Raw genomic sequence first — 23,115 nt, 5'->3', positions numbered from 1 at the left:
ATCCGTTTGGCGTGCCAGTCATCGATCTCCTTGATGTAAGAGGTAACATCTATTTCTTCCGGTGGTTCAGTACTGCATGAAACGATCGTGAGACACAGGACTAACGAAAATGAAACGGTTATAATGGCTTTGAGATATGTGGACGTTGTTATTCTCCTTCATCTGTCTGCAGCATCCTTTATGCCGCCTGTAATATCTTAACATTTTCCAGTAGCGCAGCGCTTTCGGAAGCTCATCAGAGGGGGCTTTTTGATTTGCAGTGGCTCAGGGGCAGGGAAGAGCTGTGCGCTCGTTGCCGCTCGAGTCCTTGCCCATCGAGCCCTGACCGTCCGGGCATTCGTTTTCTGCGCGGATAAGATAGTAGAAGACTTTTCCATCAGGGGGCATGTCGCTGTCAGAAGAAGTAGCGTCGGAGCCATCGGATTCGATGCAGGATGCATCGCTGCTGAAGTCTGAAGGATCGGTCGAGCGAATCGTGTCGTAAAAGACAGATGTTGCGCCAGGGTCGGACGGTGGATTCCAGGTAAGCGTCGTGATTCCTGTTTCGCTACTGTGTGTGAGTCTAAGATCTAGAGCCTCGCCCGGTATTGCCCATACTTCAGGATTGGAGTCATCGCAGTCGCTTGGTCCATAGATGCCATCGTTGTCGTCATCCCACTTTCGGATCTCGATGTGGGTCACACCGTTTACCCTCAGCGGTGCGGAAAGATTTAGTGTTCCCGATGCAGTCTCGAAATGCTGTGGGGGTCCATCTTCAACGAGATCGTCTGCCTCTTCCAGTGGAGCCACTTCTTCCGGTGAATAGAGGCTCTTTTTAGGCAGCGCTTCATATGCGTGGTAAGGGCTTGAATGGTCCCGATCGATGCGCCACCGCCTGACAGTCACGGCAGGCCAGATTATCCCGGTCAAGGTAAGCCGGGCCGTGAAATCGGTCTCCTCGCTCGACTCAGTGTCGTACTTATCGTGATTGTAGAGAAGGATCGATTGAACATCGGGTGCTATGCTTCTCACTCCGGCGAACCTGATTCCTTCCAGATTCTGAGCCGGGAGCGCATCAAGGTCGTGGCTCATGTGCGCGAGGAGCTCGATGTAGTTGAAGATAGCCTTGCGGATGGTAACGATCCTGTCTTCCGTCCCATCTGCATTGTCATCCACTCTCATGAGTCCCGTCACAGAAGTGATTCCGTCACCATTGTAGTCGTAGGGCCAGACGGTTAGCGTCGCTTCATGATTTGCATACCTGTGGTCGCTCTCCGCTCGTTCAACGAGCCGCTGCATCCATTCGGCGCACCAGCTCGGGAAGTAGCCGTTCCCTTTGAACATCCGTCTCGATGCCGGATCTGTTCTGGGGATCCAGTCAGGCGTGCATTCGAAGGATGGGATATTCAGCTTCTCATAGAAGACCGGATCCATCGCAAGGGCTTTGTCTCGGACCTGCGTGATCTGGGATGTCGCAAGGTCGGCATGTTCATATTCGTGGATGGAGGCAAAATCAATCGGGGACCCCTTGCCTCCATGAGCATCACAGATCGCCTGGACTCTTGCCGCTCTCTTCCCATCAAACCGAGTATCGTTGCAGACGAAGTTTTGCTCCGCGATCCCGCCGCCCGGCTTATCGGCAGCCCCGGAGCAGTGGTATAACGCATCGGTCATCCATTCGATTGGAAGAAGATTTGCCGCCTCTATTCCCCCGACGACGATCTTGCTGGTGTCAAACCCTCTCTCTTCAAAGGCTTTAAGCACCGCATTGACGGTGTAATCGTAGAATTCGTAATATTCATCCTTGGTGCCGGACCAGAAGATGTTGAGGTTATTCTCATTGCCGATGCTGTAATAGAAATCCTTTGTAGCCTCGCCGTAGCGATCGATCAGATGGAAGACGACCTCCCTAACGAAATCGTGCCACTGGAGGTATTCTTTTGGCGGGGAGATGCTTCCATGTCCGCCGGATCTAGCGGGGACAGGTTCTGATGCCAGATCTACCGGGATGAAGCAGAAGTTGACCTGCAGCCGTTTTCTGTGCTGTCCATGAACGACGTCCCATTCATCATCCACCCGCCTCCAGTAGTAGACTGGTGTCCCGATGGGGTCATACTTTCGCAGATAGCATAGTGGAAGCGTGAAATTATCAGGCGTATCCGGGTTATCCGGTGGGTGCGAACCGCGATAGTCGAGGTCCCAGACGGGGTTGACGAGCTGGTTTACTTTAACGATGTGATTTTTATCATCGACTCCGACGACCTGAGTGATTTCGAACTCATCCCGGTCGGCAACCGTGACGTAATCCCCGGGATGAAAATCCTCGCTGAGAGGACGATCCGGGGTAATCCCGAAGAGAGGCCCCTCTTCAATGTCTTTAACGGTCAAGAGCGTGTTCTTCCCCTGGTTCTCCAGCGATATGATCTGGCGGGTCTCTTTTTCTCTCACGACGTTCGGATTGCCATCGATTATGCCGTTGTGCCAGTAGTCGCTCGCGAATGGCCAGTCCCTCTGGAGCGACCAAGCATTCGGGTTGATGGCATTCACAGTATCCATCATATTGTAGGAATCGTACTGGTCGTACATCCGGCTAGTGTCGAAGCTCGGTTTGCAGATGCCGGAGAAGAACCATCCCTTCCATGGGGCCATCGGTCCCGTCAGGTTTATGTTCCATGATACTGTCGGATCCGCAATGACTGGTCTCGTCGTGAAAGACCATGAATCGGCGGATGAATCTATCGGCAGTCCATCGTAGGTGATCGCATAGACTTCGACCGTGTATAAGCGGGAGGGGTTGAGGGGGTTATCGGGCTTTATATAGACCGCATGGCCGTTGTCATCGCCGCTGTCGATGTTCAAATAAACCTTGCCACTGAAACCCGGTGCGAAAGTCTGATTGGGAAGGAGCATCGGAATCGGCTCTCCTCCATCCGGGATCAGCGTGGCGGTGATGGAGTTGGGGTCGATCTTCCCCTTGTCGCCGTTGTAGTCTGGTACCAGGACCTCGAAATAGATAGTCGTCCAGGTTGTGACATCGACTCGCTCTTGGTATGGCCTCGGGATCGGATTGACCTGGTCGACGAAATTCAATTCCGGGGGCCTCGATGCAAAGCAAGGCTTGCTGGAAAGGAAAAGGAGTGCGAGTAGAAAAAGACAGGCAAAGGCAACATTAAATACTGAAGCGGTGAGAAAATTCAATGAAGAAAGAGATGCGGATGGAATCAAGTTTGATAGTTTGAATCGGCATGCCGATGAAAACATTTTAGCCCCCTTGATGCCTTATCGTTTACACCATATCAGATCGAAAATCAAGTTTTGATAGTGCCTCTTCTCCACAATCATAGCTTTCGCTGGGCGGGTATAGGTTTCTATTTTTTCGCTTCTTTGACTACTTCCTCAAAGACGCGGAGGAAATTAGCGCCCAGGATCTTCTTTACGTCCGCCTCGCTGTAACCACGCTTGAGGAGATGTAATGTGATGAGGGGATAGCCGGTGACGTCATTCAATCCTTCAGGGTAGCTCCCCGCACCATCGAAGTCTGAGCCTAGCCCCACATGCTCTACGCCTGCAATCTTGACTACATGCTCGATGTGGTCGATGAGGGTTTCGATACCTGGAGACGGGGGAGCATGTTTGGCCCAGAGAGCGGTAGCCTCCGTCCAGTATCCCGACTGGTCGTCCTTGTATTTCTCCTTCAGCTTATCGAATTCAGGTTTGAGCGTCTCCCTGACCTCTTTTGATTTCTTGTTGAATGCATCGTCGAGGAAGCCGGAGAAGAAGTTGATCTGAACGACTCCCCCTTTCTTTGCGATGGCTTTGATTGCATCGTCGGAGAGATTCCTCGGGATGTCGCAGAGTGCGCGCGTCGAGGAATGCGACGCTATCACGGGCGCACGGGAGATTTCGAGGATGTCCGTGATCGCCTTCTCGGAGATGTGGGAAACGTCGATGATCATGCCGATTCTATTCATCTCTCTGACGACATCGCGGCCGAAATCGCTCAGGCCGTTCCATTTTGGCTTCTCGGAAGTTGCGGCATCGCACAGGCTGTTGTTCTCCCAGTGCGTGAGGCCGATGTACCTCACGCCGATGCGGTAGAAATCTCGCAAGAGCCTCAGGCTTCCCTCAAGAGGGCTTCCGTTCTCCATGCCGATGAGGATGGCTCTCTTTCCTGCCTTGTGTATGCTTCTTATATCCTCTGGTGAATAGGCCATGCATGCCAGCTCAGGATATTTTTCAACCTGATGAAGTATCTCATCTATAGTCTCGAAGGCTTTTTTGGATGGCTGTCTGTCATCGTCCTCGTTGGCAGTGAAGACGGCAAAAAAGGCAGCGTCTAATCCCCCTTCTTTCATCCTGATTAGGTCAAAATTCCCTCTGTCGGACCTCTGCCCGATATCGAACCCTTTGCTCAGCATCGCAAGCGGCGTATCGGTGTGCGTATCGATGATTATCGCGTCTTCGTGGATTTTCTTCGATCTCTTCCACAGCTCTTCATCAGCGATGTTCTTCGTGCTGTTTTTAGAGTTGTTCTTGTTTTTAGCATCGGCTTCAGCCAGGCCGGCGCTCTTCGTCTTTGCCAGGCACGGGTAGTATTGTCCATGGAGATAGAAAGTGGCAATGAAGAAGAGGAGAAAAAGGCTCGCAAGAAATTTTTTAACGCAGATTTTCATTTTCGTTCCTCAGATAAAAGGGTCTTGATGATCTCCTGGAGTTCCGGAAGGCTGGGATCGTCAGGAGGGAGAAGCTCAACGGCCTTGAGATATGCGGCGCGTGCTCCTGCTGGGTCGTTGAGGTATAACAAGAGGATCGAGCCGAGGGTCTTCGCGAGGGAGGCTGAAGGAGAGCTATCAAGAGCGCGTTCATAATAGTCTGCGGAGAGCCTAAATTTCCCTTCGGCATAGGCGATGCGCCCCAGTCCTTCGAGTGCCTTTGCTGCACGTGGGTTTAAAGTAACCGCCCGTTCGAAAGCGCCACGCGCCAATGCGGCTTCTCCGTGCGCCATCTCCAGATAACCCAGCTCCACTTCGACATCGGGGTCGGAAACCCCTTCCTGTTTGGCGCGTTTCAAAAGTTGATGGGCTTCATATAGTTTTTCATCCAGGATTAACATCGAGTAATATGCAAGATAGGCTTCGGCATGCCGCGGGTTTAGTTTGAGCACCTGCTCGAACTCTGCCTGAGCTTCGACCCTTGCTTCTTTTTGATGAATCTGGTCATTGCGCCATTTTTCCTTGAGCGCGATGGCGAGATTAAGATGCGGGATGTCGTTGTCCGGTCTGTCAGAGACAAGGCGACGGCAGAGTGTGATGGACTGTTCAATATTCCCGGAAGCGAGATGACACTGTGCCAGTGCGATTGCTGCAGGAACATTCTCTGGATTCCTCGTCAGGAGATTATCGAGAAGGAGGATTCCCTTCTTCGGGTCTCCTATCTGAAGCTCCCTGCGTGCCATCTCGAGGTCCTCAATCCATTTTATCCCTTCTTTGGGATCGATATGAGGCAAAGCACCGCCCCTGCTTCCGCCGATGTAGCCCAGCGATTCCATCCTCCGGCGGAGTTCGAGGAGCTCCGCATCAATCTTCCGGGTTTCCAGCGGATCGATAGAGGCGATGCGCCTGACGGCTTCTGCCAGACGTTCTCCCTCTCTCTTCTTAAGGAATATAAGATTTTGCTTTTCCGATGTGTCTGATGACAGGTCGTAGAGTTCCGCTTGAGGTGCGTCGATATATTTCAGGTTCTTTCTGACTATGCCGCGAAGCGGAGCCCAACCATACGAGAAGTATGGGAAGAAGGATTCCATCTCGTAGTCCGGCAGCACGACATTCTGTCCTCTGAGCAGAGGGAGAAGCGATTGCCCGTCAATCTCCTTGAGCGGTGGAAGATCTACGATCTCGAGGATTGTTGGAGCGATGTCAACTAGTCCGACGTTTCTCTTCACCACCCTGCCGGATGAAACGCCGGCACCATGAAGGATCAATGGAACGCGCTGCGTGGCATTGTAGATGAAGACATCATGAGCTCTCTCTCCATGCTCTCCCAGGCTTTCCCCGTGGTCTCCCGCCACGATAATGAGAGGCCCATATGCGCTCGTGTCCTTGCCTTCCTCTGCATTTTCTTTTCTCTTCTCTATAACCTTTCCCCTGAGTTTTTTCCTGGCAGCTTCGAGGAGGCGGCCGATCTCGTGATCCATGAAGGCGATCTCGCCATCGTATGGTCTATCCTTGAAACTGCCCTTGAATGGTTCAGGTGGAACATATGGGAGATGAGGATCGAAATAATGCACCCACAGGAAGAGCGGCTCCCTGCGATATTCCCTAGATGAGGTTGAGAGTGAAGGGGAGGAGCTGGCCAGAAGCGATGAAAGATAGGATAGCACCGCATCCGTAACCTGCGTTGCGGCGCGCTCCTCGTAGTTGAAGAATTGGCGCTCGCCGACGCGGACATTGTCATCATAATGGTCGAATCCACGATTGATTCCTGTAACTCTGTCGAGAATGGCTGCAGAAACGAAAGCGGCCGTTCTGTAACCGGCTTCTTTCAATCTCTCCGTCAGGGTCGGAATCGATTCGTTGAGCCTGAAAAGAGCGTTATCTCGAACGCTATGCCTGCGTGGAATCAGGCCGGTCAGCATGCTCGCATGGCTCGGCAAAGTCAGTGGCGCAGGGCTGAAGGCATTGTCAAATCGCGTTCCCGCCTTTGCAAGGGAATCGAGATTAGGCGTTTGAGCAAAAGAAGCTCCGTAGCATCCCAGATGGTCGGCCCGAGTCGTGTCAAGCGTGATGAGCAGAATATCAGGATGAGCCCGTTCAGGAGTTTCTCCGATTTCGGAACAAAAAAGAAGATCTGATGGGCCGAGTATGATAGTTGAAGCAAAGAAAAACGCGATGAAGCGATGATTGAAACGAAAGCTTATCCTTTTCACAGCATTAATTCTATAGAAACTCTCTCTGACTGGCAATAAATGAAGCGTTTTCAGGGGCATTTGCTGGAAGAAGCTTCGATCTCGGAGTCCCTGTCGCCGATCTGGCTCGTCTGGCCGGTGTTGTACGTTCCTCTCTTGGCAGTCCCTCTCCGTGCCCTTCTGATTATCCTGAAAAATAAGGATGAGGTCTGGAAAATTCATACTATTCTCAAAAAGGGGGGAAACCTCATCATTGCATTATTTGAGACAGTTTAACCTGAATCCTGTGTGAAAACGCAGTTAAATATCTCTTGTAAACGATTCATAGATTCACCTCCAACCTCGTCATCTACGAAACATCTTTATACACCACTTCTAAGATTAAGAAGGTTTACCTCGCTAATTTTTATCTAGAAGACTCTTTTTTACAATCAGTTACAAAGTGCTTTCAAAAGATCTTCGCAAAATGAGAAGAAGTTTCAGCATAAGATACTAAACTATGGAAAGTTGGCAATATTCAGATGAGGATGTGAATAGTCGGAGCCATCCTGCCTCGCTAGAGGGAATTGACTTGGAAATTATGCTCTGATAGACTTCGCAGTGTGATGATCGATTCTTTCCTCACAGTATCGGAGTTCAATCAATCAGAGATAAAGGTCAAAGGCTCCAGGTTCATCTCATCGATCTCGCCCGTCTGGAACGAAATATCGGCGATGGAGTTCATCGTGAGGATCTCCTCGGAATTCCGGGATTCCACTCATAACTGTTACGCCTACCGTATCGGGATTGGTAACGACGCCAGGATCCGGTATAGCGATGCCGGAGAACCATCCGGTACTGCCGGTTCAGCCATCCTCTCAGTCATCAAGAATTCCGGGATCACAAATGTGGCGCTCATCGTAACGCGATACTTTGGCGGAACGAAGCTCGGCACAGGTCCGCTGCGCAGAGCGTACAGGGATTCTGCCCTGTCCGTAATAAGATCGAGCCGGCTGGAGACGAGATACTATACTCAGAGGTATTCCTTTGCCATTCCCTACGGGGTTCTGAAAGATACAAGGAGGATCCTGAAAAACTTGAGCGCGGAGATCTTCCATGAGGAATACCTGAATGAGGCCAGGTTCGTTGTGGACGTCCGAAAGAGCCTTGCCCGGGAGTTCGAGGAAAAATTCAGGGAGATGACAAAAGGGAAGGTCCGGTTATCTCCAATTGGCGGTCAAAAGGATCTCCATTTTTCATAGGAGGGGGTTATGAAACTGAGTATTAAAGCTTACGGGTTTACCACTGGTATCCTGTTGGGTGTGATCGTCTTCCTTATCACGATATACGCCATGATTGTTGGGGGAGGTGGACACTTCATCCTTTTGAGCAAGTTCTTCTTCGGTTACAAAATAACCCTTTTCGGTGCCATTCTGGGACTGGTCTGGGGATTCATCTATGGTTTCATCCTCGGGGCACTCTTCGCCTGGATCCATAACTGGTTTGTGAGACAATAATTCCTGTTGGAAGAAGCCTGAAAATCGCAGTTGACAATTAATTATCTCTCTCTTTTATCGTGGATAAGGCAATCTGGGGAGTTTCTCCCTTCTTCCTTCTCGCGGTATTCGCAAAGGAGGTCTCCCTTTCCTTCATTCTTCTTCCGGCGACTGCAGAAAGCAATCAAGAATCTAGATAAGGCCGTTCAGATCAATCCCCAGTATGTCTCCGCTCATGTCCTCATGGGGCAGATCTATCAGAGTTTGGGCTATAATGAAAAAGCCAGGATACATCTCCAAACGGCCCTGAAGTATGAGCAGGAAGGAGCAATTGCCGAAGCTGCAAGAGAGATGCTCAAGAAGCCCAGGAAAAAATCTTCTGGAGATACTGATGAATAAAAGGTGGGAGCCATCGAAAAGAAAGATGCGATTCATCTGGATTTCGGCAATCGTCTTCATCGTCCTGTTCATCCTCTACTTTGCGCTGAGGAGGGAAAAGATCACCGTCGACGTTGCAGAAGTTAAGAAGGGAGATGTGGAGTACACGATCACTGCCACGACTAAGGGGACTATTCAGGCGGATAATGCAGTGGTAATTACTCCCATGGTCGCCGGTGAGGTAAGCCGGATACTGGTCGATATCGGGGACCGTGTAAGCAGGGGCGATCTTCTCATGATGTTTGACAGGAAAGAAGCCGAATCGCAGTACTATCTTGCTCTTGCCAATCTCAAGAACGCCAGAGTCCAGCTCGAGAAGGCCGAAGCCGCCGGAATCATAAGGGATGCGGTCTCCGACGCAGATTATGAGAAGGCGAAAGCAGCCTTCGAGAAGGCAGAAGGGGACTGGAAGAAATTTCTGGAGCTCCATACGAGCGGAATCATCTCGGACCAGCAGCTGGAACAGGCGAAGCTCGAATACAGGGTTGCGAAGACGGCATATGAGGCGGCTCTCGCCGGTTTGAAACAGAAGGAGGTTGCCGAACAGGAGATCAAAGCGGCAAGGGCGCTTGTGGAACAGATGGAAGCCGCTTTCGAGACGGCGAAGATCAACCTTGATAGAACCGAGATCAAAGCCCCCTTTGATGGCGTGATTGGTGAGCGGTTCGCGCAACTCGGGCAGAAGGTCAATCCCAATACTCCTCTTTTTACCCTGGTAGGAGGAGATGTATACGTGAGGGCTTCTTTCGATGAAGTTGACGTGGCAAATATCCGACCCGGTCAGAAGGTCAGGATCAGGATGGACTCTTTCCCCGATGAGGATTTTAAGGGAGAGGTTCATGAAATATCCCCCATCGTCTCCATGGACAAACTCGAGAGCAGGACCTCCATCGTCAAGATAAGGTTCCTCAACAACAATGAAAGGATCAGACATGGAATGTCAGCCGATGCGGAAATCCTCGTCGATTCTAAGAAGGATATTCTATTCATCCCGACCGATTCAATCATGATCAAGAAAGGTCAGCAGTATGTCTATGTTCTGGAAAAGAATAAGGTCGTGAAAAGGGAGATCGAGGCTGGCATTTCCAACTGGGATCGAACCGAGATCACCAGAGGTATAAAGCTAGGAGAGAAAGTGATCACATCACTCGACGTGGAAAATCTCCAGGAGGGGGCCCGCGTCAAGATCAAATGATCAACCCTCATGTCATTGACAACATGAATGGAATACCAATTTTCATGGTAAGGAAAGAGTTGTGGACTTTGTCGAGAGTCTGAAAGTTTCGTTCGGAGCGCTGAGGTCGAACAAGATGCGTGCGGCGCTGACGATGCTGGGTGTCATCATCGGCGTCACAGCCGTCATCATGCTCATCTCATTGGGCGAAGGGGCGAAGAAGTACATCCAGGATCAATTCGTCGGTATCGGGAGTAATCTTCTGATCATCACTCCGGGAAAGCTTGAGACGCGCGGAGGGCCTTTCCCCGCCGGGGAAACGGTCCACAGGATCACATATGGAGATGCAGAAGCCATCAAGAAACACTGCCGCTCGGTCATCGAGGTTGTACCTGTCATCATCGGAGCGAGCAGCGTGAAGTATGCAAACCGCAGCAGAGATACGACTGTCATCGGCGTCACCGAGAATTTCCCTAGAGTCAGGAATCTCCATGTCGAGATAGGGTCCTTCTTCAAGGAAGAAGATGTCGATGCCAAGAGGAGGGTCGTTGTCCTGGGGAGAAGGGTCAAGACCGAGCTATTCCGCGAGAGTAATCCGCTCGGGCAGTGGGTCAGTATCGGAGAGATGAAGTTCCGCGTCATCGGAATCATGGAGAGGAAAGGCGTGTCGCTCGGTTTCGATATCGACGATCTCGTCTTCATACCTGTCAGAACGGCGCAGGAACTTTTTGACGTGGACAGGCTGTTTGAGATCATCGCCCAGGCGAAGAGCGAGAAAGATGTGGATACTGCCAAGGAGGAGATCGTCTATCTGTTATCGAAGCGCCACGACAACAATGAGGACTTTACGGTCACAAGTCAGGCGGCCATCCTCTCGTCACTGCTGACCATCCTCGACGTTTTCACCTGGGTCCTGGGTGGGATCGCCGCCATCTCGCTCCTTGTGGGTGGTGTCGGGATCATGAACATCATGCTCGTCTCGGTGTCGGAGAGGACGAAAGAGATAGGCGTGCGAAAGGCGGTCGGGGCAAGAAGAGGAGACATCATGTATCAATTCGTCATAGAAGCGGTCGTTTTGAGCGTCAGCGGCGGCGCCTTCGGGATCCTCTTTGGGAACCTTGGAGCCTTTGGCCTTCGGGCCGTCATCCCGGCACTTCCCGTGACAGTTTCACTATGGACCGTTCTGCTGGGGTTCTTCTTCTCCGCTGGAGTGGGAATCTTCTTCGGGGTCTACCCTGCCTATAAGGCTTCGGGCCTCAATCCCATTGACGCACTGCGATATGAATAAACTTGTCCATGATAGCTGAAGCATCTTGCCTTGGATGCCATGGGGAATGCCTGATCCATATTTTGGTCTATAATAGTGCCAGGCAGGATGAATGGTTTAATATCTTCTCGCCGTTTTTATGATTCTGGAATGGTCGTGAGATCATGAAATTCCTCAAGAAATTGAAAAAGAGGCGAGCGTTTGATGAAATGTGGAATCTCTTTGAGAAACCAGACTCGAATACGACTGTCCTGGGTCGTGACGTGATGGTAGATGGGAACATGGAATGCTCGGGAAACATTCGAATCTCCGGACGGATGGCGGGCGAGGTACGGAGTCCGGGAATGGTCTTCGTCGAGAGAGGAGCCAGCGTGAAAGGGGGTATCACCTGTGCATCATCCATCATTAATGGCTCCGTGGATGGCCAGATTAATGTTTCCGGAAAAGTGGAACTCGGTAGATCGTCCAGAGTCAAAGGGGATATCATCGCCGGCTCTCTGGCCATTGAGAGAGAGGCCTTTATAAGCGGCAATGCCGTTTCACGGTTTTCTCAGCTCCATCTCTTCGCGGAGAAGCGAGCAGATCATATGGAGTGAGGGACGAGATAGAGAACCGCCGTGAGGATGATCCCGATGATAGAGAGTGCCGCGAAGGTCCTGTTGCGCAAAAACTTCTCTTCCTTCTGTCTGAAGTTTTTCCTCCCAAGAATAAGAATAATCCAGAAATAGAGAGCGATGACGAGCGATTTGTTGTCTGTGATATCCCATCCATAAGGGATACCGGACCAGCCCACGCCGAACGCCTCCCATGCAACATACGGTCCGATGCCAAAAGCTGTCACGGTAAAGATGATGGTTCCCGCTAGAACGGTGCCGTAGCATTTCATGAAATCTTCTCCAGTCAGACAGTTCCTCAGCGCAAAGTATATGCTGTGAATAAGGAAAATCAGTGCGGAGACCATGAAAAGTATGTGCATCCAGAGGAGGGGTTTCGTGACCTTTCCTTCGAAGCCGATCCTGTACATCCCGCCATAGAGTCCTTTCCCCTCCGCCGCCTCCGCCGGCAATGTGGCCTTCTCTCCCTTTTCGCTCTCTGCGACGAAATAGTAATAGATCTTGGAACCGATCCCCTGTCCGGGGATGAATGCAGAATAGTGGTTGCTTTGCAGGACTGGTTTCATCTCGATTTGATGGAGATCCTTTTCTCCTCCGATGCGATAGAATAGTGTAACCCTTCTGATTCGCACATCGCCGAGAACTCTGGCGACAAGCAGGTGGTCAACGAGCTGCCTCTCATCCTCGTCGTGATCATGTTGGATAGTTATCCCCTGGGTCGTGACTGTATCTTCCTCGGGCGCGATTAGCATCATGATGAGCCACGAGAAAAAAGCCAGACTGATAAGAATCACAATCGCAAGTGGCAATCTCTTTCTCATCTCCCTAATTTCCATTTTCCAGTCGTCGCAATGACGCGGGCGTTGATTACTGCTTTTTCTCGACCATGCGACGCAACCCTTTTCCTGGCGGTGCAGCGCTTACTCTAATAAGGTTTATCGAACTCATCTTTCTCGGGTTCCTTCGTGATGCTGCGGTCGAACTTCACCTTTCCTTCCCGGTTGGCGATATCCCAGATAGTGAGGTAGATCAGGCGGGTAAGCCTTTCCATCTTGGGATAATTGATCTTATCCGCCATATCAGTCGGCTTGTGGTAATCTCCATGAAACCCGGAGAAGAAAAAGACGATCGGTATACTCATATCGTGAAAGAGCGAATGGTCGCTGTTCGTCAGGAATGTCAGCGTCGGATAATACTTTATGTCCATACCCAGGATCTCATTGCTCTTCCTTATTATCTCCTTCAGTTCTGGGGCCTGCCCGGACATGAAGGCGATCGCCATGTCGGCGTTTTGCTCTCTATCGCTGTTGTTCCTTCCCAGTTCGTCCATGTTGATCATGACCGATATCTTCTCCTTCGGGACGGGAAGATGGGAAGAGAGATACTTCGATCCAATGACCCCTTTTTCTTCCGCGGCGAAGGAGACGAAGTAGATGCTCCGCTTCGGTTTAACCGGGTTGATGTGTAATGCTCTGGCGAGTGAGAGCAGGGCGGAGACTCCAGAAGCGTTGTCATCGGCACCGTGATATATCCCATCCGGCTTGACTCCAAGATGGTCGTAATGGGCAGCAACAATAACGGCTTCGTCCTTGAACAGGATATCGCTGCCTTCGATCTTCGCCATCACGTTGTTCAGCGAGATCCTCTTTTTATCTTTCATCAGGACGTTAAGAGTCAGCGTGATTCCCTTCAGGTCGACGGGTTCGCTCTTCAATGTCCTGTCGATTTCCGCCTGTTTTTCTTTGAGGTCTATCCCCGATCGTTCGAAGATCTCATCGGCGACGGCGTCTTCGACATAGAATATCGGGATCAGGGAAGGCTCTCCCTCGATCCCGAGGAAATGCCCCCTCTCTTCTTTCGTCCCTCTCCGAGAGAGTGTCTCGCGCATCGATCCGTGTGAATTGTTCCGGTCTCTCATGATGACTAGAGCGACCGCCCCTTTTTCCCTGGCAATCTGTGCCTTCATCTGTGGCATGGAATATCGTGTCGCCTTCGCCCCCTTGAAGATGGACTTCTCATCTTGCTCCTGTGGTTCATGATTGAAAACGATGGCGATCTTTCCACGCATGGTGAAACTACCGAAATCGTGGTAGTCATATTCAGGAGCTTCGATCCCGTATCCGGCAAAAACAACAGGAGCAGTTATCGAGAAGTTCTCGGCCGATTGCGGCGAATAGAAGGCATTCTCTTCGAGAGGGAATTTCCTGTCCATCTCCTTTCCATCCTCTTTTTCCAGAGAGATGTAACTGCTGCCGGCGTCGACGTCAGCCGAAATGCAAGGGATCTCCTGGAAGTAGTCATTGAGGAATCCTCCGGATCCGAAAGCGGGGATGCGGGCGGCGCTCAACCATGAGGCGATAAACATGGAGGCAAGCCTGCCTCCCCTTGCTTCGGCTTCTCTTCCCTCCAGTTCATCGGAAGCGAGGATCTCTACTATTGTCCTGATGTCGTTCCGAGATATGGAACGGAATCCCGTCAGGGCCTCATCGGGGCAAGGAAGAGTTTCAATGCTTTTGTTTTCAGCCGCGATCAAGCCGGATACAATGAGCAGGATAACTGCAACGCGCAGGCTGATTGCCGTGATCGTGGCGAAGTCTCCGGCCAGAGTCTCGATTCTTCTCATCATGAAATCCATTCCCTTGAATAAGTTCAAGAATTATAGAGAGTGTCTCTTCGCCTGTCAATTTCCAGATCCTGTATCGCATAAGCCAATATTTCTGAAAATTACAATGATTTAGGAACGAAAAATTGATGATACAATTATTTAAATTATGCGGAAAGGAATCGTCATGAAGAAAATAACACCTCTCGCCTTCGCTGTTGTCCTGCTATTGAGCCTGACTTCGTCCATCCATGCAGGCATAGCGGAGGTGCGTCGAGCGAAGTTAAAGAACGGGCTGGAAGTCATTCTCATCGAGAATCCCGGAAGCCTCGTAGTTTCATCCAGCGTCTTCATCAGAGCAGGTGTTTCCACTGAGAACCCCGGGATGAACGGCGCTTCCCATCTTCTGGAGCATCTCCTCTTCAACGGAACAGAGCGCAGAACGCAGAAGGAGCTCTACGATGAGACGGATTTTTACGGCATGAACAACAACGCCTTCACGAGAGAAGACTACACATGCTTCCAGATGATTGTCCCTAGCCATTATCTTGAAAAGGGATTTGATATCCAGTCCGACATGCTATTCCATTCCACCATGCCCGAGGAGAATTTCGAGAAGGAGAAGAAGATCGTCCTCGAGGAGATCGGGAAGGACCGGGGGAATCCGGATTACCTGGCGGAACTCTTCTTCATTGGAAAGACATTCGAGGGAACTCCTTATTCGAAGCCTGTCCTCGGAACGACGGAATCCATAACAGCCATGAAACGAGACGGCGTTTTCCGTTATTACAAGGAATACTACGTTCCGAACAACATGATTCTATTCCTCATAGGAGATTTTCATGGTGAGGAAGCCCTGAAGATGATAGAAAGATATTTTGGCTCGGTTTCCACCGCAAAGTTCAAGGAGATTGCTATCGCAGATTTTCCCTGGAAGAGGGAAAAGAACCTCTTCCGCGGTAAACTGGGGACCGGCAGGAATTACCTGGACATCGTTACGGAAGCCCCCGATCTTTCATCTCAGGATTTCCATGCTTTTCAGATTCTGATCTCCACCCTTTCGGAAGGAGAGGATTCGCGGCTATACAAAATTCTGATGGCGCAGGAGCAGCCTCTCGTTCTAGATTTTTCATTGAATCACGCAACATATGGAGGGAAGGGGTTCCTTCGCTTTTCTGCCACGCTGCCGGAAAACGGGGTGCCGGAAAAGGCGGCGGAAGCCTATCTCCAGGAGCTCCAGAGAGCGGCAACGGAAGGCATCACTGAGGAGGAGATAGAAGAGGGGAAAAAAGATTTAAAAGTTGCGGAGATATATCAGGGAGAGCAGTTCCATTATTATTCCATGATCAGGGGAGAATGGATAACATTTGGAGGACCGGGATTCCTTGGGCGCTACCTGGAGACCATTGGGAAGCAGGATGCAGTCAGCGTGAATGAAGCGGCAAAAAAATACTGGAGTAACCCTTCACCCATCGTGACCATCGTGGGGCCCGGACAGAAAGACGGTGCAACTGCGAGATGGGAAAGCCCCGTCTATCAGACTTCTGCCGTTCCCGTTTCAGGAGAAGAGGTAAGGAAAGAGGTCCTGGACAACGGGATGACAATCATTGTTAGAAGGGACAGGACTTCAGAGATCTTTGCATTGCATCTCCTCATGAAGAACCGTTCTGCGAACGAGCCGGAAGGGAAGATGGGAATCGCCGATTTTACGCACAGGATGCTCCTCAAGGGAAACACCCTCATGGATTCCGCGGATATCTCGGAGGCGATGAAGGGGATCGGAGCCAGAATCAAAGTTGTCGACGATCCCTTCATTCCTTACGATGACTACTACACGACGCAGCACTATTCCTACATCCGGTTCGAGACTCTCCCAGAGAACCACAGGAAGGGGTTGAAACTTCTGAAAGAGATCGTCTTCCATCCTTCATTCCCGGAGAGCGAAATGGGGAAAGTGGCTGCCGAGATGAAGGACCTGATCGGAAAAAATGAAGAGAAAGTGTCATCGCGAGCCAGGAATCAATTCCTTTCTAAGGCTTTCGAGGGGTCATATCTGGGAAATTCCATTTATGGGAGAGTGGATTCTATCTCCTTCATAACCAGTGATGATCTCGCTTCCTTTCACAGGAAATATTTTTCTCCTCATAATATCATCGTTTCCATCGTGAGCGACTTGCCTGTGGAGGATGTTCTGAGAGAGATGAAGGAGATTTTCGGAGACCTCCAGCGGCATGAGGGAGAAGTTCTTGGGACATCGGCAGTGCAACCCACTATGAAGAGCGGAAGGCTGGAGATCAAAGGCGGGAAGGAACAATCTTACATCTATGCGGGTTATCTCTTTCGTGTCGAAGAAACAGACATCCCTGCTCTCACAATCGCAAATGCGCTCCTTTCTGACAGAATGGCCTTCCATCTGAGGGAGAAGCTGGGGATGGCTTATGCAGTTGGATCTTCCATATCCTATTATGGAGATACGGGACTATTTCTGGCTTCCATGGGAACCAGACCGGATAACGTGGAGGATGCCGTCCAGGGGATCCTGGGGGTAATCGATTCCCTCGACGACTCTAAACTGGCTGACAGGGAGGTTGAAAAGACGGTGAATTCTATGATCGGGAGGGCTGTGATGAGGCGCATTCCGGGGATCAACCGCGCTTACTTCATGGGTCTTTCCGAATTTCAGGGGAGGGGATATGATTTTGATCTAGAATCTATCAAACGAATGAAAGAGGTGGACGTTGATGCCGTGAAGAAAGCAGCCGGGAGGTATCTGAGCACATCGAATATCATCGTCATCGTTGCCAAATAAGGCGATCCAGGATGCCCAGGATTAGCATCCAGTATATCAAACTGGCCAGGAATTCTGCCCGACATGCTATGATGTGCCATGGCAAGATGGTTCAGTCACAAAAGATGGGAAACCAATTTTCGAAGGAGGGTAAAGTCCGTTTTCAGGGAAAGAGCCATCAGCCTTGTTAAGAGATCCCTGTAAGGAAGAGTGGCGGAAAAGAGCTCGGCAATGACCGATGAGATCTCAGGATCTCGATTGCAGGCTTCGACGGCGGAATCGATGAATCCTTTCCTGAAGAACCTGTTCCAGTTCCTATCTGCCCAGGAGAGATCCTTCGCAAAACATTCTTCCACGGTCTGAGGATAGCGCCAGGCTTCTCCCGCTTTCAGAGCATCGCCGAGCAGCGCGGCAGTCTTCATGGCGTAGTAGATCCCCTCCCGAGTGATCGGGTCTGTAATGCCGCTCGAATCGCCGATCAGAGCCCATTGCTTGCCTGATATCCGCCTCAGGTTCTCCACGTCAGGATTTGCAAAGGGAATGAGGGCGCTGAAGAATTCTTTAGCATTTCTCCTGAAATCAGGAAGGTATCTGTTCAGGAAATGGTTGACGAGATCCAGGAGTTCCTTCGGATTCTTCTTCCCAAGGTGCGCACCGATGCCGACGTTGATCTCGTTCTTTCCGGGAAAGGACCAGGCGTATCCTTCTATGTCCTCGTAGAATTTGATCCTGATACAGTCCTCCGTGCTGTTCTTGATGTAGAAGCCAACAGTTTGCGTGAGCTCTGACTCTTGAAATGGGCGCGAGAGTTTCTTCCTGGATAGTCCGGATGCGCCGTCTGCTCCGACCAGGAAATCAAATCCTCGATAAGTGCTCTTCTCAGTCAGGATGGACCATCCCTTCTCGTCCTGAATGAAATCTATCACCCTCTCATTCACGACTGCAGCTCCTGCATCCATGGCTCTGGCCTTGAGAAAGGAGTCGAGGTCTCTCCGTGAAAAGATGATGATTGGTTCTTTGAGATGAAGCTCGGCTACAAGATCGGAAGGGGAAGTGATGACGACGCTGTCTATCCTTTTCCACTTGTCTTCCATCGCTCTCAGATCGTCGAATTCCCTCATTACCCGAAAGGTTACACCTCCGGCGCAAGGTTTTTCTCTTACTCTGATTCTGTCAAAGAGAGTCGTTTCAATCTTCTGGATGGAAAGCATGCGGGCGAGATGCAAACCGGCGGGTCCTGCTCCTATAATGCCTATCTTCATCATTAACCGTATTTATCAATCCGACATATTCAAAGTTTTTAAGATGATTGCCTCTAACATTTTAGCATGGCTGCTTTTACGATGATGATGGATCAGACTCCTTGCTATTCAGGCAATTCGGTGAGCAAGATCTGGTTTGTCTTGGAGCGCGACTCTCCTATGGATTGCACGTAGATGGCGGGTCGATCAGAGACAGGACATTTTGTTTCACAGATGCCGCATCCTATGCACAGATTGAGGTCGACGACCGGCTGCTTGATGATCTTCCTGCTGCCATCCATCAGCGTGACCTCTTTCTCATCGAACCAGATCGCCTTCTTCGGCGTCGGGCAATGCTCTTCGCAAACGACGCACTCCTTCTGCTCGGCATAAGGAAGACACCGATCCCTGGAGATGAAGGCTAGCCCGATCTTGACCTTCTGCTTTTCATTCACAGGAAGTCTCCTGATGGCCTGCGTAGGACAGACCTGGCCGCAAAGTGTGCAGGAATACTCGCAGTAAGCAAGCCTCATGACGAGATACGGGGTCCACAATCCCTCGAGACCGGCCTGAAGAAATGTTGGATGAATTGCATTTGTGAGGCATACTTTCATGCATTCGCCGCATCGGATACACTTATCAAGGAACTCTTCTTCCGGAAGAGCGCCCGGCGGCCTGATCAGGTCGGGATTGGCTCTCTTGCTCTCGATAGAGAACGAGAAGAAGGGAACGGTAGCGGCTCCCGCAACGGCCGAGATAGCCATCCTCCTTCCCTTAATATCTATGATGCCTCCCTGATGGGAACGCGCCGGGGAGGGAATGAAGGAGATCGATCCTGTTGGGCAGACCTCCACGCAGTTCCAGCAGAGGTAGCATTCAGTCTTTTTCCAGCTCTCCGTCGAGTTCGGATCCGCTTCAGCGGGGCACTTGTTTGTGCAGATCATGCAGCTTGTGCAGTTCTCGTCCACGACGAGTCTTGTGAAAGATGCTTTCGAGAACAGACCGAGGAGCGCGCCGAGCGGGCAGAGGTATCGGCACCAGAACCTTCTTCTGTACAGGTTCAAAAGCGCGATCCCCGCAAAGAGTAGTGTTATGAAGAGACCCTGGATGAAGACTGGCTGCTTAAAGGAGAGGATGTTTCCTTTGAGAAAAGAATAAATCGGCTCCGAGATGCCTGTGAGAGGTCTGAGTCCGGTGCCATAAATGGAATCGAAGAAGGAGTTCGTGAAGGAATTGAAGCCCGGGTTAATGCCGAGCGCGATCGAGCGATAGAGCAGTGACAGAGGATCGACGATTCCCAGCAGTTGAAGTGAAAAGAGAGCGGAGAGAAGAAAGAAGACGAGGAGATAATACTTTCCCCTCTGGAATTTGAGCCAGTTCCTTCTTTCACCCCAGCGCTCCTTCTTTAGGATGTAACTCAGGGCGTTGTGAACTGTTCCGAGTGGGCAGACCCAACCACAGAAGAAGCGTCCCAGTATAAATGTCAGAATGATGAGGAGGAGAGCGGAGAGGATCCCTTCAGGGATCTTCCAGGTGGCTAGCAAGGTCGCGAAGGACAGCAGCGGATCGATCTGGAAGAAGAACTTCGAAAGATAGGGGACGATATTTGCAGCGATCCTGTCCTCTGTTCTGATCAGAAGGAATAGGAAGAAGAGGATGAAAAAGATCTGAGAGACGCGTCTAAGCCATCTCATGTCAGACTTCTATCTCCTTCACCTTGAGTACGGAAGTGTCGATGGCTCCTAAGCCCCGCTCGCAGGCTATCTTCAGGAATGAATAATCGGAGGGCTTCATGTTCCTGAATCCCTTTCCGGCATTCCTGGCAAAGTGATCGGCAGCCAGAGCGTCCACAGAGGCGATTTCCTTTCCGGCGATGATAGTGTCTGTCTTCACTACGTCGCTGAGACTCCCCCCCTGGGGACCATTTCCGGTCAGGATCCTCGTCGCGTCGATGATTGTCAGAGCCGGTTTGAAGAATCCGGCAAGCTCGGAGATGGCGATGCCGATTTCCTGGTGCATGCTGTTCCTTCTTCCGCCGACTGCACCCATGAGGTTCTTCATTCCCAGCGTCAGCTTCGTGAGTCCATGGTGTTTAGCGATGGGAACGTTGATGATCTTATCGGCCTCCAGGAAATCACGGTAGACGGGCCAGTTCTTGAGGATCTCGCTGCCGATCTTCTGTTCTACAAGGTTCCTGTCATCCAGGAAATAAACCTCAGCCCCTGCAGAAGCCGCCGCGTCGGCTATGCCGCTCCTCTTGAAGCAGCGGCGCACCTCGTTGCACGTGTTGTCTGAGACCTTGACCTTCTTTGCGCCAGCCTCAAGGCACATCTTAACGATAGCCGCCACGATTTTAGGGTTGGTGTTGGCCGCCTGCTCCGGGGTTCTGTCCCAGCCGATGTTCGGTTTGACCATTACGATGTCGTTCTTCGAGATGAACTTCTTCATCCCTCCCAGGGCGGCGATAGCGGCTTCAAGAGCCTTCAGGATATTCTTCCCCTTCGCTATGGCCAGAGGATAGGATTCCACGTTTTCCGCGCCGTATGCGCATTCGCCTATAGGAGAAGGAGGGGTGAGCAAAGTTGACAATCCGACGCATGCACTCGCTTTCAGGAAATCTCTTCTCTTCATGTGCATCATATCTTCATGTGCATCATAAATCTCAAACTATGTTAACATAAGGGTAATTATGCGGGCAAGAAATCGGTAGTTTCCAGAGAACTGTAGGTCAGTAGTCTGCGGGAGCTCCTGAAGGCATATTTTGAAAATAGAGATGAGTGAGAAAGAAGGGAAAGGAGGAGAAAGACGCCGAAGAATGAAAAGATCGGGAAGGAGAATAGTGTGAAAGGCGAAATGGGTGTGGAAGTCTGTGCCCCGGCGAGAATTGACCTTGCCGGAGGGACCATCGACATCTGGCCTCTCTATCTCTTCCATGACAATGCCATGACTGTCAACGTGGCAATCGATATGTTCGCAACAGTCAGGATCAAAAAGAAAAGAGACCGCAGGATAAAGATCGTCTCCAGGGACAGGGGCGCCGTGTTCGAGACGGGCCTGGGCTTTCGCGGACTGCGGAAGACTCCCGTTGAATTCATTGCAAGGATCGTCAAATTTTATGAGCCCGGGTGCGGGTTGGATGTCACGACTGACTGCTCTTCGCCTGCCGGAGCGGGCCTTGGGGGCTCATCAGCGCTTGCCATCGCCGTGAGTTATTCTCTGAACCATCTTCTGCACAGGGGCTTCTCAAAGATGTTCCAGCTCAATGCGGTCCGGAACATCGAAACGAGGATCCTCGGCGTCCCGACAGGCGTCCAAGATTACTATCCGGCTCTCTTCGGGGGGTTGAATGTGCTTCAGTACGGTGTTTCGGGAACTAAGGTGGAAAGAATCAACATCGATCCAAAGAAATTTGCATCCCGACTGGTCCTCTGTTACACGGGAAAAGAGAGGAGTTCCGGTGTAAGCAACTGGGACATGGTGAAAAGATATCTCGATGGCCATAGAGATGTCAGAAAGGCGATGGGAGAGATCTGCGCGGCATCCGGATGGCTGCGAGAGGCAATCATGAAAGAGAACTTCGAATCGGCGGGAGAGGCGATGCTTTACGAGTGGAAGAACAGGAAAAGGCTCTCGGTTAAGGTCACGAACAGCAAGATCGAAAGACTGATGAAAGTAGCTCTCGCCTCGGGTGCGACCGGTGGGAAGGTCTGCGGTGCCGGAGGCGGCGGATGCCTTGTATTCATGGTCCGGGAAGGGATGAAGCGCAGCGTCGAGAAGGCATTATCTCAAGGCGGGGGGAGAATTCTGGATTTCAGCGTTTCCCCTCACGGCGTTTCGATCATCTCTTCTTGACTGGAATCTGCATATTGATGCTCTTGTTCCCGGGAGCGCAAAGGCCGCTTTTTGTTTCGCAGTAGAAGTAGGAAATGCTGGCTTTGACCTGGATAAGGTCTCGAGCAGCCTTTTCATCAATCCTGAACTTGAACTCCACCGGATCAATCTTCTCAAGGGCGTTTTTCATGATGTCATCCGGCATCTTCGCATCACCCAGTTTGGCCATGTTCTCTTCAAGAATAAGCTCGCTATCCCCGGAAAGCTGGATGGAAGTTTGAGGATAGCGGGTCAGTTTTATCCCTTTGGGTGTTTCGAGTCTGATGATGATCACTCCAGAATCACCGGGACGAACGACTTTCGGCCTTGCTTCATAATGGATGATGATCTTGTCGCCATTCTTCTTCGGATCGGCAGAAGCGGTCTCCCTGCTTGATGAAAACGGTTCCGCTGCTATCAGGACAGGAAAAGTCAGAAGTAAAATGAGGGAAGCTAGAACCAAGCTAACTCTTGATTTTGTAAACCTTTCACCAGAAATTTTTTCACTGGAACGATTGATCGAATCCATTGTCGACTCCTATTTCGTGCCTTTAGAAACATCTAGCTAGAATAAATTTTAGCATCCAAAGGGGCTTAAGAAAATGGATGAAATAAATAAGTTGAAAGTTGAGGGTTTTGAGAGTAAAATTTAGTTAATTAAAGGGAGCAGAGGAATGAGAACCAGAATTATATCTTTTATCATCCTGGCAACGGTTCTTGTCGCCATTCCAGTTGTAGCGCGCGATGTCGTACGACTCAAGAG

Annotated in this window: 17 protein-coding genes; 8 read left to right on the top strand and 9 right to left on the bottom strand. The window is 50.8% G+C overall.

The genetic code is table 11. The features are described from left to right. Nucleotides 1-264: 264 nt before the first annotated feature. From AB1756_05030 to AB1756_05020, 3 genes are all read right to left on the bottom strand, one after another. Nucleotides 265-3,069, bottom strand: coding sequence for a hypothetical protein (locus tag AB1756_05030; GenBank protein ID MEW5806695.1), 2,805 nt, complete (start codon nucleotides 3,067-3,069; stop codon nucleotides 265-267). 278 nt (nucleotides 3,070-3,347) lie between these two features. Next, on the bottom strand, nucleotides 3,348-4,652 hold the full coding sequence (locus tag AB1756_05025; GenBank protein MEW5806694.1) for a dipeptidase: 1,305 nt from the start codon (nucleotides 4,650-4,652) through the stop codon (nucleotides 3,348-3,350). Beyond that, nucleotides 4,649-6,904, bottom strand: a complete 2,256-nt coding sequence (locus AB1756_05020; GenBank protein MEW5806693.1) for a sulfatase-like hydrolase/transferase — start codon at nucleotides 6,902-6,904, stop codon at nucleotides 4,649-4,651. Before AB1756_05020 ends, AB1756_05025 begins: the two co-directional genes overlap by 4 nt. A 584-nt stretch (nucleotides 6,905-7,488) precedes the next feature. Here AB1756_05020 and AB1756_05015 point away from each other — a divergent pair. The 6 genes from AB1756_05015 to AB1756_04990 all read left to right on the top strand — a co-directional run bounded on the left by AB1756_05015 (nucleotide 7,489) and on the right by AB1756_04990 (nucleotide 11,833). Continuing rightward, nucleotides 7,489-8,124, top strand: a complete 636-nt coding sequence (locus AB1756_05015) for a YigZ family protein (GenBank protein MEW5806692.1) — start codon at nucleotides 7,489-7,491, stop codon at nucleotides 8,122-8,124. A gap of 9 nt (nucleotides 8,125-8,133) precedes the next feature. After that, entirely contained in the window at nucleotides 8,134-8,379 is a 246-nt protein-coding gene (locus tag AB1756_05010; protein ID MEW5806691.1) for a hypothetical protein, read from the top strand. A gap of 30 nt (nucleotides 8,380-8,409) precedes the next feature. Continuing rightward, complete coding sequence (locus AB1756_05005; protein MEW5806690.1) at nucleotides 8,410-8,757, top strand: tetratricopeptide repeat protein; 348 nt, start codon at nucleotides 8,410-8,412, stop codon at nucleotides 8,755-8,757. Then, the gene (locus AB1756_05000) at nucleotides 8,750-9,991 is read left to right on the top strand and encodes an efflux RND transporter periplasmic adaptor subunit (protein MEW5806689.1); all 1,242 of its coding nucleotides are present in this window, start codon (nucleotides 8,750-8,752) and stop codon (nucleotides 9,989-9,991) included. The genes AB1756_05005 and AB1756_05000 overlap by 8 nt, the downstream gene beginning before the upstream one ends. Before the next feature lie 61 nt (nucleotides 9,992-10,052). Then, nucleotides 10,053-11,258: an ABC transporter permease gene (locus tag AB1756_04995; protein MEW5806688.1), complete on the top strand. Its 1,206-nt coding sequence runs from the start codon at nucleotides 10,053-10,055 to the stop codon at nucleotides 11,256-11,258. Between the two features lie 143 nt (nucleotides 11,259-11,401). Then, nucleotides 11,402-11,833 (top strand): polymer-forming cytoskeletal protein, encoded by a 432-nt coding sequence (locus AB1756_04990; protein ID MEW5806687.1) that lies wholly within the window; start codon nucleotides 11,402-11,404, stop codon nucleotides 11,831-11,833. Here the strand turns inward: AB1756_04990 and AB1756_04985 are convergent. Both AB1756_04985 and AB1756_04980 read right to left on the bottom strand, forming a co-directional pair. After that, nucleotides 11,821-12,672, bottom strand: coding sequence for a hypothetical protein (locus AB1756_04985; GenBank protein MEW5806686.1), 852 nt, complete (start codon nucleotides 12,670-12,672; stop codon nucleotides 11,821-11,823). The two genes, AB1756_04990 and AB1756_04985, sit on opposite strands and share 13 nt — an antisense overlap. A 104-nt stretch (nucleotides 12,673-12,776) precedes the next feature. Beyond that, the gene (locus AB1756_04980) at nucleotides 12,777-14,477 is read right to left on the bottom strand and encodes a M20/M25/M40 family metallo-hydrolase (GenBank protein MEW5806685.1); all 1,701 of its coding nucleotides are present in this window, start codon (nucleotides 14,475-14,477) and stop codon (nucleotides 12,777-12,779) included. A 163-nt stretch (nucleotides 14,478-14,640) separates the two neighbouring features. On the opposite strand from AB1756_04980, the gene AB1756_04975 reads away from it, so the two are divergent. Then, nucleotides 14,641-17,262, top strand: coding sequence for a pitrilysin family protein (locus tag AB1756_04975; protein ID MEW5806684.1), 2,622 nt, complete (start codon nucleotides 14,641-14,643; stop codon nucleotides 17,260-17,262). Between the two features lie 95 nt (nucleotides 17,263-17,357). Here AB1756_04975 and AB1756_04970 read toward each other — a convergent pair whose 3' ends face one another. The 3 genes from AB1756_04970 to AB1756_04960 all read right to left on the bottom strand — a co-directional run bounded on the left by AB1756_04970 (nucleotide 17,358) and on the right by AB1756_04960 (nucleotide 21,113). After that, nucleotides 17,358-18,506 carry an NAD(P)/FAD-dependent oxidoreductase gene (locus AB1756_04970; protein ID MEW5806683.1) on the bottom strand — a complete coding sequence of 383 codons (1,149 nt, stop codon included), beginning with the start codon at nucleotides 18,504-18,506 and terminating at the stop codon, nucleotides 17,358-17,360. A gap of 101 nt (nucleotides 18,507-18,607) precedes the next feature. Continuing rightward, nucleotides 18,608-20,176, bottom strand: a complete 1,569-nt coding sequence (locus AB1756_04965) for a 4Fe-4S dicluster domain-containing protein (GenBank protein ID MEW5806682.1) — start codon at nucleotides 20,174-20,176, stop codon at nucleotides 18,608-18,610. Between the two features lies 1 nt (nucleotide 20,177). Beyond that, nucleotides 20,178-21,113 (bottom strand): DUF362 domain-containing protein, encoded by a 936-nt coding sequence (locus AB1756_04960; GenBank protein MEW5806681.1) that lies wholly within the window; start codon nucleotides 21,111-21,113, stop codon nucleotides 20,178-20,180. A 210-nt stretch (nucleotides 21,114-21,323) separates the two neighbouring features. Between AB1756_04960 and AB1756_04955 the strand changes: the two genes are divergently transcribed. Then, nucleotides 21,324-22,334, top strand: a complete 1,011-nt coding sequence (locus AB1756_04955) for a hypothetical protein (protein ID MEW5806680.1) — start codon at nucleotides 21,324-21,326, stop codon at nucleotides 22,332-22,334. On the opposite strand, the gene AB1756_04950 is transcribed toward AB1756_04955, so the two are convergent. Beyond that, nucleotides 22,321-22,815, bottom strand: a complete 495-nt coding sequence (locus AB1756_04950; protein ID MEW5806679.1) for a hypothetical protein — start codon at nucleotides 22,813-22,815, stop codon at nucleotides 22,321-22,323. The genes AB1756_04955 and AB1756_04950 overlap by 14 nt on opposite strands. Nucleotides 22,816-23,115 lie beyond the last annotated feature (300 nt).

The sequence above is a fragment of the Acidobacteriota bacterium genome (assembly GCA_040752675.1).
Lineage (GTDB): Bacteria > Acidobacteriota > Polarisedimenticolia > JBFMGF01 > JBFMGF01 > JBFMGF01.
The sequence above is the reverse complement of the archived record's forward strand: the minus strand, read 5'-3'. Positions and strand labels throughout refer to the sequence as shown.

What these genes read in the sequence shown, in the direction of transcription:
- AB1756_05010 (MEW5806691.1), top strand. Translation starts at nt 8,134, where the DNA reads ATGAAACTGAGTATTAAAGCTTACGGGTTTACCACTGGTATCCTGTTG.
- AB1756_04970 (MEW5806683.1), bottom strand. Translation starts at nt 18,506, where the DNA reads ATGATGAAGATAGGCATTATAGGAGCAGGACCCGCCGGTTTGCATCTC.
- AB1756_04990 (MEW5806687.1), top strand. Translation starts at nt 11,402, where the DNA reads ATGAAATTCCTCAAGAAATTGAAAAAGAGGCGAGCGTTTGATGAAATG.
- AB1756_04975 (MEW5806684.1), top strand. Translation starts at nt 14,641, where the DNA reads ATGAAGAAAATAACACCTCTCGCCTTCGCTGTTGTCCTGCTATTGAGC.
- AB1756_05015 (MEW5806692.1), top strand. Translation starts at nt 7,489, where the DNA reads ATGATCGATTCTTTCCTCACAGTATCGGAGTTCAATCAATCAGAGATA.
- AB1756_05000 (MEW5806689.1), top strand. Translation starts at nt 8,750, where the DNA reads ATGAATAAAAGGTGGGAGCCATCGAAAAGAAAGATGCGATTCATCTGG.
- AB1756_04965 (MEW5806682.1), bottom strand. Translation starts at nt 20,176, where the DNA reads ATGAGATGGCTTAGACGCGTCTCTCAGATCTTTTTCATCCTCTTCTTC.
- AB1756_05025 (MEW5806694.1), bottom strand. Translation starts at nt 4,652, where the DNA reads ATGAAAATCTGCGTTAAAAAATTTCTTGCGAGCCTTTTTCTCCTCTTC.
- AB1756_04960 (MEW5806681.1), bottom strand. Translation starts at nt 21,113, where the DNA reads ATGAAGAGAAGAGATTTCCTGAAAGCGAGTGCATGCGTCGGATTGTCA.
- AB1756_04980 (MEW5806685.1), bottom strand. Translation starts at nt 14,477, where the DNA reads ATGATGAGAAGAATCGAGACTCTGGCCGGAGACTTCGCCACGATCACG.
- AB1756_04985 (MEW5806686.1), bottom strand. Translation starts at nt 12,672, where the DNA reads ATGAGAAAGAGATTGCCACTTGCGATTGTGATTCTTATCAGTCTGGCT.